This window comes from Nonomuraea antri, assembly GCF_013283785.1.
GTDB lineage: Bacteria > Actinomycetota > Actinomycetes > Streptosporangiales > Streptosporangiaceae > Nonomuraea > Nonomuraea antri.
Map to the genome: position 1 here is coordinate 21,743 of NZ_JABCPZ010000131.1, position 8,322 is coordinate 30,064.

General features: G+C 70.3%; 7 protein-coding genes. 4 read left to right on the forward strand and 3 right to left on the reverse strand.

Translation table 11 applies throughout. From position 1 onward, the window contains the following. The first annotated feature begins 54 nt into the window (after nt 1-54). The gene (locus HII36_RS33740; RefSeq protein WP_173527357.1) at nt 55-2,166 is read left to right on the forward strand and encodes an ATP-binding protein; all 2,112 of its coding nucleotides are present in this window, start codon (nt 55-57) and stop codon (nt 2,164-2,166) included. A gap of 38 nt (nt 2,167-2,204) precedes the next feature. On the opposite strand, the gene HII36_RS33745 is transcribed toward HII36_RS33740, so the two are convergent. Further along, nucleotides 2,205-3,098, reverse strand: coding sequence for a terpene synthase family protein (locus tag HII36_RS33745; protein ID WP_173527358.1), 894 nt, complete (start codon nt 3,096-3,098; stop codon nt 2,205-2,207). Nucleotides 3,099-3,664: 566 nt separating this feature from the next. Between HII36_RS33745 and HII36_RS33750 the strand changes: the two genes are divergently transcribed. Both HII36_RS33750 and HII36_RS33755 read left to right on the forward strand, forming a co-directional pair. Next, a complete protein-coding gene (locus HII36_RS33750; protein WP_173527359.1) occupies nt 3,665-4,564 on the forward strand; it encodes a proteasome assembly chaperone family protein in 900 nt (299 codons plus the stop codon). A 27-nt stretch (nt 4,565-4,591) separates the two neighbouring features. Then, nucleotides 4,592-5,632 carry a Gfo/Idh/MocA family oxidoreductase gene (locus tag HII36_RS33755; RefSeq protein WP_173527360.1) on the forward strand — a complete coding sequence of 347 codons (1,041 nt, stop codon included), beginning with the start codon at nt 4,592-4,594 and terminating at the stop codon, nt 5,630-5,632. Between the two features lie 33 nt (nt 5,633-5,665). On the opposite strand, the gene HII36_RS33760 is transcribed toward HII36_RS33755, so the two are convergent. After that, nucleotides 5,666-6,466 carry a tyrosine-protein phosphatase gene (locus HII36_RS33760; RefSeq protein WP_328808005.1) on the reverse strand — a complete coding sequence of 267 codons (801 nt, stop codon included), beginning with the start codon at nt 6,464-6,466 and terminating at the stop codon, nt 5,666-5,668. 73 nt (nt 6,467-6,539) lie between these two features. Between HII36_RS33760 and HII36_RS33765 the strand changes: the two genes are divergently transcribed. Beyond that, nucleotides 6,540-7,415 (forward strand): hypothetical protein, encoded by an 876-nt coding sequence (locus HII36_RS33765; protein WP_173527362.1) that lies wholly within the window; start codon nt 6,540-6,542, stop codon nt 7,413-7,415. A 45-nt stretch (nt 7,416-7,460) separates the two neighbouring features. Here HII36_RS33765 and HII36_RS33770 read toward each other — a convergent pair. Then, the coding region (locus HII36_RS33770) for a tetratricopeptide repeat protein (protein ID WP_173527363.1) at nt 7,461-8,322 on the reverse strand (862 nt) is incomplete at its 5' end.

Below are 8,322 nucleotides of genomic sequence, written 5' to 3' on the forward strand. Positions count from 1 at the left end.
TCTCCGGCGGTACGATGCGAGGGCAGGTGTCGCCTATCCCCCGTGAGGCTGCCCATGGCCACCCCGACAGGCTGGCGGCGAGAAGGCAATCTACCGGCGGAGCTCACGAGCTTCGTGGGCCGGACCCGTCTTCTCGCCAACCTCAAACGGCACCTGGGCGAATCCCGCCTGGTGACCGTGACCGGCATCGGAGGGGTGGGCAAGTCACGCACCGTCCTGCGGCTGGCCCATCAGGTCCGGGCGCAGTATCCCGACGGCGTGTGGTTCGCCGACCTGGCCAGGCTGCAGGACGCGGGCATGGTCAAGCACACCATCGCCTCCGCGCTGGGCATCGCCGACCAGTCGTCGCGAGCCGCCTCGGAGTCGCTGTCGGAGTGGGTGGGCGAGCGCGACATGCTGCTCATCATCGACACCTGCGAGCATCTGGTGCAGGGCTGCGCCGAGCTGGTGCACGAGCTGCTGGAGGCCGCGCCCAACCTGAAGGTGCTGGCCACCAGCCGCCAGTCGCTGCACCTGACGTACGAGCACGTGATCCCGGTCCCGCCGCTGCAGGTGCCGGGCGACGACCCGGGCGAGAGCCTGTTCACCAACGAGTCCGTCCAGCTGTTCGCGGCCAGGGCCGGCGCGGTGGTGCCCGACTTCGTGCTCGACGAGGACAACATCGACGCCGTGGCCGAGCTGTGCCGGCGGCTCGACGGCATCCCGCTGGCCATCGAGCTGGCCGCGGTGCGGCTGCGCGCGCTATCGGTCGAGCAGATACTCAACCTGCTCACCGACCGCTTCAGCCTGCTGGCCGGCGCCAGCCGCACGGCGCTGCCGCGCCACCAGACCCTGCGCGCGGCCATCGGCTGGAGCCACGAGCTGTGCTCACCGGCCGAGCGGCTGCTGTGGGCCAGGCTGTCGGTGTTCGCCAACGACTTCGAGCTCGACGCGGCCAGGTTCGTCTGCTCCGACGGCCGGCTGCCGTCGGAAGACATCACGGACCTGGTCACCGGCCTGGTGGAGAAGTCGATCCTGCTGATCAGGAGCCACCACGCGGGCGTGCGCTACAAGCTGATCGACACGCTGGCTCAATACGGCGAAGACTGGCTCGACAAGCTGGGCGAGAAGGAGCGGATGCGCCAGCGGCATCTGGAGTACTACCTGAGCCTGGCCCAGCGCAGCGAGGACGCCTGGTCGGGGCCACGGCAGATCTACTGGTTCGTGCGCATGCGCCAGGAGCACGACAACGTCCGGGTGGCGCTCGAATACGCGCTCAACGCACCCGGCCGGTCGGTGCAGGCGCTGACCCTGCTGTCGTCGCTGTGGTTCATGTGGATCTGCTGCGGGTTCGTCCGCGAGGGCCGGCTCTACCTCGAACGCGCGCTGTCGGCCAACCCCGAGGTGAGCAAGGAGCGCTGCAAGGCGCTGTGGGTGCTGTCGTACGTCAAGAGCGCCCAGGGCGACAGCTCGGGCGCGCTCGACGCGGCCGAGAAGTGCAGCAGCGAGGCCGTCATGGTGGGCGACTCCCGCGCGGTGATCCTGGCCTCGAAGATGCAGGGCACGGCGGCGCTGCTCAAGGGCGACCTGCAGAAGGCCAGCGCGCTGCTGGGCGTGGCGATCGAGTTCAACACCGACAACAAGGAGCTCAACCCCGGGCTGCTGCCCGCCATCGTGGAGCTGTCGCTGGTGTTGTCGTCGCAGGGCGAGCTGTACGAGGCCGAGTCGCTGCTCCAAGACTGCCTGCAGGTGTGCAGGGAGCGCGGCGAGCTGTGGGTCAGCTCGTACGCGCAGTGGGCGATGTCGCTGACCAGGCTGGCCGGCGGGCGCGCGGAGGAGGCGCTGAACAGCGCGAAGGAGGGGCTGCGCATCAAACGGCACTTCCACGACACCCTCGGCACGCTGATCGTGCTGGAGACGACGGCCCGGATCTTCGCCGCCCTGCAACGGGTGCCCGACGCGGTGCGGCTGCTCGGCGCGTTGCACCAGAACTGGAAGACGGCCGGCCTGCCGCAGCTCGGCGCGCCGTTCCTGAGCGTCGACCACGACGCCTGCGTGCGGGAGTGCCAGCGGGTGCTGGGCGAGCTGGCCTACAAGAACGCCTTCGAGGATGGCGCCAGGCTCGACCTGGACGAGGCGTCCGCGCTCGCGCTCGGCGAGCTGGACGCCCCCGACGATCGGGGCTGAGCCCGGATCGTCATGCCCGGTCGTTCCGTTTCACGGCGTCAGACGGCCTCCGGCCAGCGGATCTCGTCCGGCCGTGGCCAGCGGGTGTCGCTCGGCCAGGCGTGCACGTAGCGCGCGCTGCCCAGCGAATACTCGATGTGGCCGCGTACCCAGTGTTCGAGCCCCTGGACGTAGGCCAGCACGGCCGGTGAGCCCCAGGTCTCGACGCTCGCGCGGAGCCTGACCATCTCGGCCACCGCGCGGTCGTGCCAGGCCGCCACCTCGTCGAGCGCCTCCTGCAGCGCGCAGCCGCGGTGGATGACCAGCACGTTCACCAGGTTGTGCCGAGCCTTGTCGTGTTTGGTCTCTTTGGCGTAGGAGAACAGGTCGTTGTCCCAGACGACCAGGTCGTTGGCGTGCTCGCTGAGTGCCCGGATGTCGGGGTGGTGCCATTCCTCCGGCGTGAGCCGCCGGTGGCCGGCGATGTCGATGAGAGCGTAGACCGGGTACATGGCGCCGGTGCGACGGCGCATGAACACGTAGTCCTCGGGCGTCGGGACCACGTCCGACTCTCGGTTGGCCGCCTCCCACACCTGGGCGAAGATGTACTCCTTCGTCGCGGTGCACCAGCGGTCGAGCTGGTCGGGCTCGGCGTGGACGGCGATGCGTTCCTTGAGCTCCTGCAGGGATCGGGCGAAGACGTTGGTGACCGGCTGGTCGGACTCGATGTCGTGCAGCACCCGGAACATCTCCGGCAGGGCCCGGGCGATGAGCGAGGTGTGCCTGCTGAAGTTCTCCGACTCGCAGAAGCCGTCGTCGAAGGCGAACAGCCAGATGCACCAGTCCATGAGGAGCTTGAGCATGTCCCGGTCGACGAGGGGATAGGCTCGCGCGGTGAGCCAGCCGAACCGGGCGCCTCGGTAGCGCTCCAGGAGTTCGGGCTCCCGGAGCATGCCTGATTGGAGCAGCCAGCGGAAGCTGTCTTCGCTGGCCGCGGCGACGTGGGGGTTGACCCTGCTGTCGAACGGACACTTTAACGGAGGGATGCGGGTAGGTGTGGCCTGCGCAGGGAATGTAGCCATCCATCCACGATCGCAATGGCCGTCACGCTTGGCTATATAGCGTGATCAGTCGGTTTCGTTACCTCGACGGCTATAGATTTATGCGGCGCACCGGTCATCCGAAACGCCCCTTCGCGCGGTAGCCACCGCCGGGAGTTTTCCGCACTCGGGTCCGTTTCCGCGCCGCGCCCCGCTCTGACCACTGAAGACTCATTCCGGAACACGGCTCCGGCCAATCGCGTCAGGCACGGTCATCGGAGGGGTGCGCATCCGTCCCGGGTGTCCGGTGCGGCTCCGCCCGGTCGCGGGGACGAGGAAAGTGTCACCTTCGCGCGTTGCGAGCCGCCTGGGTCCCGTGTCCGCGAAGACCGATGTGCCCCGATAAGGTGCCGTGCACGGAATCGTTCCGACTCGCCGTAGGTTCTGGAGAAGAGTACCTAGGGAAAGGCTGTCCAACCGTGTTCGACCCGACGGATCTCTATACGCTCGCCGACGACGTGCCCGAGCTGACTGATCCGGTGCTCTTGTACCACTTCGATGGCTTCGTCGATGCTGGTGGCGCCGGACGCCTCGCACTCGGCCACGTGCTGGCGGAGCTCGAGCACCGGGTCGTGGCGACGTTCGACGTGGACCGGCTGCTCGACTACCGGTCGCGGCGGCCCATCATGACCTTCGACACCGACCGCTGGGTGGACTGCGAGAGCCCCGAGCTGGCCGTGTACGCCGCGCAGGACGCCACGGGCACCCCGTTCCTGGTGATGAACGGCCCCGAGCCCGACCGCGAGTGGGAGTTGTTCGCCAAGGCCGTCGGCGCCCTGGTGGAACGGCTGAACGTGAGCAAGCTGGTCACCCTGCACGGCATCCCCATGGCCGTGCCGCACACCCGGCCGCTCGGCATCACCATGCACGCCAGCCGCCCCGAGCTGATCAACTCCCAGACCAGCGCGTTCGGCCGGGTGCAGGTGCCCGGCAGCGTCGCCGCGCTGCTGGAGTTCCGGCTCGGCGAGCAGGGCCACGACGCGCTCGGGTACGCCGTACACGTGCCGCACTACCTGTCGCAGGCCGAGTACCCGACCGCGGCCGTCACCGGGCTGGAGGCGGTCACCCGGGGCACCGGGCTGGTCTTCCCGATGGACGCGCTGCGCGAGGCGGCCCAGCGCACCACGTCGGAGATCGAGGAGCAGATCCAGGCCTCCAGCGAGCTGTCCACCGCGATCAGCGGCCTGGAGCAGCAGTACGACGCGTTCGCCGGCGGGGCCGAGCGCGAGAACCTGATGGCGGAGAGCACCCCGATGCCCACCGGCGACGAGCTCGCCGCCCAGTTCGAACGCTTCCTGGCCGAACGCGACGAGGAGTGAGCCGGGGCACCCGTATAGCCTGGGGAAATGAGTGAAATCAGGGTCGGCCTGGTCGGCTACGGCACCGCGGGGGCGTTCTTCCACGCCCCGCTGATCCACGCCACCCCCGGCCTGACCCTGGCCGCGGTGGTGACCAGGAATCCCGATCGCCAGGCCGAGGTGGCCGGGAAGTACGGCGCGGCGGGCGTGCCCGACGTGGAAGAGCTGTGGGAGCGCTGCGACCTGGTCGTGGTCGCCTCGCCGAACGCCACGCACGTGACCACCGCCGTCGCCGCGCTCGCCCAGGGCAAGCCGGTCGTGGTCGACAAGCCGCTGGCCCGCACCTCCGAGGAGGCCCGCGACCTGGTCCGGGTGGCCAGGGAGCGCGACCTGATGCTGACGGTGTTCCAGAACCGCCGCTGGGACGGCGACTTCCGCACCGTGCGCCGGCTGGTCGACGAGGGCCGGCTGGGCGACGTGCTGCGCTTCGAGTCGCGCTTCGAGCGCTGGCGTCCGGTGCCCAAGGGCGGCTGGCGCGAGAGCAGCGGCGCCGACGAGGGCGGCGGCCTGCTGTACGACCTCGGCAGCCACCTCATCGACCAGGCGCTGCAGCTGTTCGGCCCGGCCGTCGAGGTCTACTGCGAGAGCGACGTCAGGCGGGAGGGCGTGGCGGGCGACGACGACACGTTCATCGCGCTCACCCACGCCGGCGGCGTGCGCTCGCACCTGTGGGCCGGATCGCTGGCCGGGCAGCTCGGGCCCAGGTTCCGGGTGCTCGGTTCGGCGGGGGCGTACCTGAAGTACGGCATGGACGTGCAGGAGGAGCGGCTGCGGGCCGGCTTCCCGCCCGACTCGCCGGGGTTCGGCGACGACGAGGAGTCGCGCTGGGGCCTGCTCGGCACCGACGACGACAGGCGACCGCTGCGCACGGAGCCCGGGGCGTACCTGGACTTCTACCGCGGGGTGGAGCGCGCGCTGCGCGAGGGCACGCCGCCGCCGGTCGACCCGGAGAGCGCCGTGGCGGCGCTCTCCGTCATCGAGGCCGCCCGCCTGTCGGCCACCCAGCGCATCGTGGTGCACCTGGGCTGAGGCTGACCCGGCCGCCCGCGGCGAGGTGGCCCATCAGTCGCGCAGGCGGGCTCGCACGGCCTCGGTGTCGGCCGCGGTCCAGCCCTGGGCGGTCAGCCAGGCCAGCGGGCCGCCGAACCGGTCGTCGAGCACCTGCAGGAACTGCTCGATGTAGCGCGCCCGCGGCATGTGGTCGTCGGCCGGGCGCGAGTCGAGGTCGTCCCGGTAGGTGTCGCTGGCGCGCAGCCGCTTGAGCACCAGCTCCAGCCGCTCGCCGGTGGCCACGTAGTCGTCGACGATCGCCGCGCGCGTGACCCCGGCCAGTTCCAGCGCGAGCGCCGACAACACGCCGGTGCGGTCCTTCCCGGCGGCGCAGTGCACCAGCGCCGCGCCGTCGGTGCGCGCCATCGCGCGCAGCGCGTCGATCACCGCGTCGGGCCTGTCACGCAGGTAGCCGAAGTAGAAGCCGGTCACCCGCAGCTCCTCGTCCACCTCACGCTCCTGCCAGGGCAGCACGCGATCGCCGTCGATGCTCTCCGGGACGGGCGCGGTGTCGGCCTCGACGTCGGTGTGCCTGCCCCCTTCGGCGAACAACGTCAGATGGTGATGCGTCACCTCGGGCACCAGGGTCAGCGGCCCAGGACCCTCCAGCGACACCTCGGCATGGGAGCGGAGATCCACGACGTGCCGCAACTTCAGCTCGCCCACCAGCAACGCCACGTCGGCTGGCGTGAGCCCCTGAAGATTGTCGGCGCGGAAGATCCGCCCGCGACGGGTGACGCCACCGTCGCGAGTGGGGAGTCCGCCCAGGTCACGCGCGTTGACCGCGCCTTCCAGGTCTATCCACCGGGTCATCTCGTTCATTATTGGGACCCTATATGTCCGCTAAGTATGAGCGAATTCGACGTTCATAACGCAGCATGAACGTATGGATCCGCACGCTCTGCCTCCCCGGCTGGTGATCGATCCATCGCTGCCCACGGAGATCTCGGTCGAGTTGCGGTCGAGCCCGCACATCCTCCGCATGGCCAGGTCCGGCAGGCGGATGGACTCCTCTTATCAGCCCGCCCTGGTGTTCGTCGTCCCCTTGTTCCTGTTGTTGATCTGGGGGGTCACCGAGAGCATGACGGGTGTGTTCGTCGCGGCGACAGGCGCCGGCCTGATCGCGCTGCTCCGTTGGATGGCCTTGGACTCTTCGCACCGGCAGGTCAAGAAACGACTCCGCCTCGCCTACGCCCACGCCGACCAGTACATCCTGCCCGAAGACCTCGACTATCCCTGCCAGCGGCTGCTGCGCCGGGCCCAGGACGCGGTGGACTCGGTCCTGAGATCGAAGGTCCACCAGGCCGGACTGATCGACACGATCGGCAACCAGGTGTCGCTGCCCGAGGAGGTGTGGAACGTAGCCCAGCGCCTGCGCCGGCTGTCGTCCATGCACGCCGAGCAGGGCAAGCTCATCCCCCGTGACCTGCCCCCTGGCATGGAGGCGGCGTTCAAGCCCTACACCACGGCGCTCGACGCGGCCTGGACGTCGCTGTCGGAGCGGGTACGCCATCTGGAGCAGTACGCCAAGCAGGTGATCAAGGCCGACAAGGTGTACCACGCGCACCAGAAGCTGGAGGCGCTGGCCGCCAAGACGCCCGACTACCAGCGGCTCATCGCCGACACCGTGCGCGACGAGCTGGCGCACGCGCACATCAGGGAGCTGGCCGACCAGGCGGCGCACGTGCGCAAGCTGTTCGAGGAGAGCATCATGCAGGCCAGGCAGGCGGCGGGCGAGCTGATCAGATCCCCGCTCCCCTGACCGGCCGGCGGCTCACGGCGGCGGGGGCCGGGCCGCGCGGAGCGGTCACGACCCCGCCTGCCTGAGCAGTTCCAGCGTCCTGCGCATGCCCGCCTCGTTGCCGAGGCTGCGGTAGATCTCCCTGGCCTGCTCCAGCGGCTCGACGGCGCCCTCGCCGCGGCCGCCGTCGAGGTAGGCCTCGCCCAGGTAGCGCAGGCTCGTGGCCATCAACCAGTGGTCGTCCAGCTCCTCGAACTCGGCCAGCGCCCGGCGCAGCTCGGTGACGGCCTCGTCGGTCCTGCCCAGCCTGGCCAGCACCCGGCCCTCGGACAGCGCCGTGCGCGCCGCGCCCCAGCTGTCGCCCAGCGCGAGCAGCATCTCCTCGGCCCTGCGGACCATCTCCAGCTCGCGCAGCCCGTTGGCCGGGTCGCCCACCTCGCCGGCCGCGCGCAGGCAGCGGGCCTCCTCCCACAGCTCGCCGCGCTGCTTGAACATCTCGGCCGCCCGGTCGAGGCTGAACCCGGCCCGGGTGAACAGGTTGGACGCCTGCCGGTGCTCGCCGTCGCGGTGCGCGCCGCGCGCCTGGGCGGCCAGCACCTCGCCGTACACGCGCAGGGTCTGCGCCTCCGAGTACCTGTTGCCGTCGCGCTTGAAGACCTCCAGCGCGTCCTCCAGCAGTTCCCTGGCCTCCTCGGGACGCCGCTCGGCCAGGCGCATCTCGGCCAGGTTGCGCTGGGTGCGTGCCATCCACCACGGGTCGTCCTCGCTCCTGAACTCGGCGATGGCGCCGATCAGGTAGTCCTGGGCGCGGTCGAGGTGGCCGTCGCTGATCAGCGTCATGCCGATGGTGCGCATGGCCCTGGCCGCCCACCAGCTCTCGCCCAGCTCGGTGAAGATCTCCAGCGCCTGCTCGGCCCCGGCCCGGCCG

Bases quoted from the DNA above. Each gene is read 5' to 3' on its own strand.
- HII36_RS33740 (WP_173527357.1), top strand. From the start codon at position 55: ATGGCCACCCCGACAGGCTGGCGGCGAGAAGGCAATCTACCGGCGGAG.
- HII36_RS33745 (WP_173527358.1), bottom strand. From the start codon at position 3,098: ATGCTCCGGGAGCCCGAACTCCTGGAGCGCTACCGAGGCGCCCGGTTC.
- HII36_RS33755 (WP_173527360.1), top strand. From the start codon at position 4,592: ATGAGTGAAATCAGGGTCGGCCTGGTCGGCTACGGCACCGCGGGGGCG.
- HII36_RS33760 (WP_328808005.1), bottom strand. From the start codon at position 6,466: ATGACCCGGTGGATAGACCTGGAAGGCGCGGTCAACGCGCGTGACCTG.
- HII36_RS33765 (WP_173527362.1), top strand. From the start codon at position 6,540: ATGGATCCGCACGCTCTGCCTCCCCGGCTGGTGATCGATCCATCGCTG.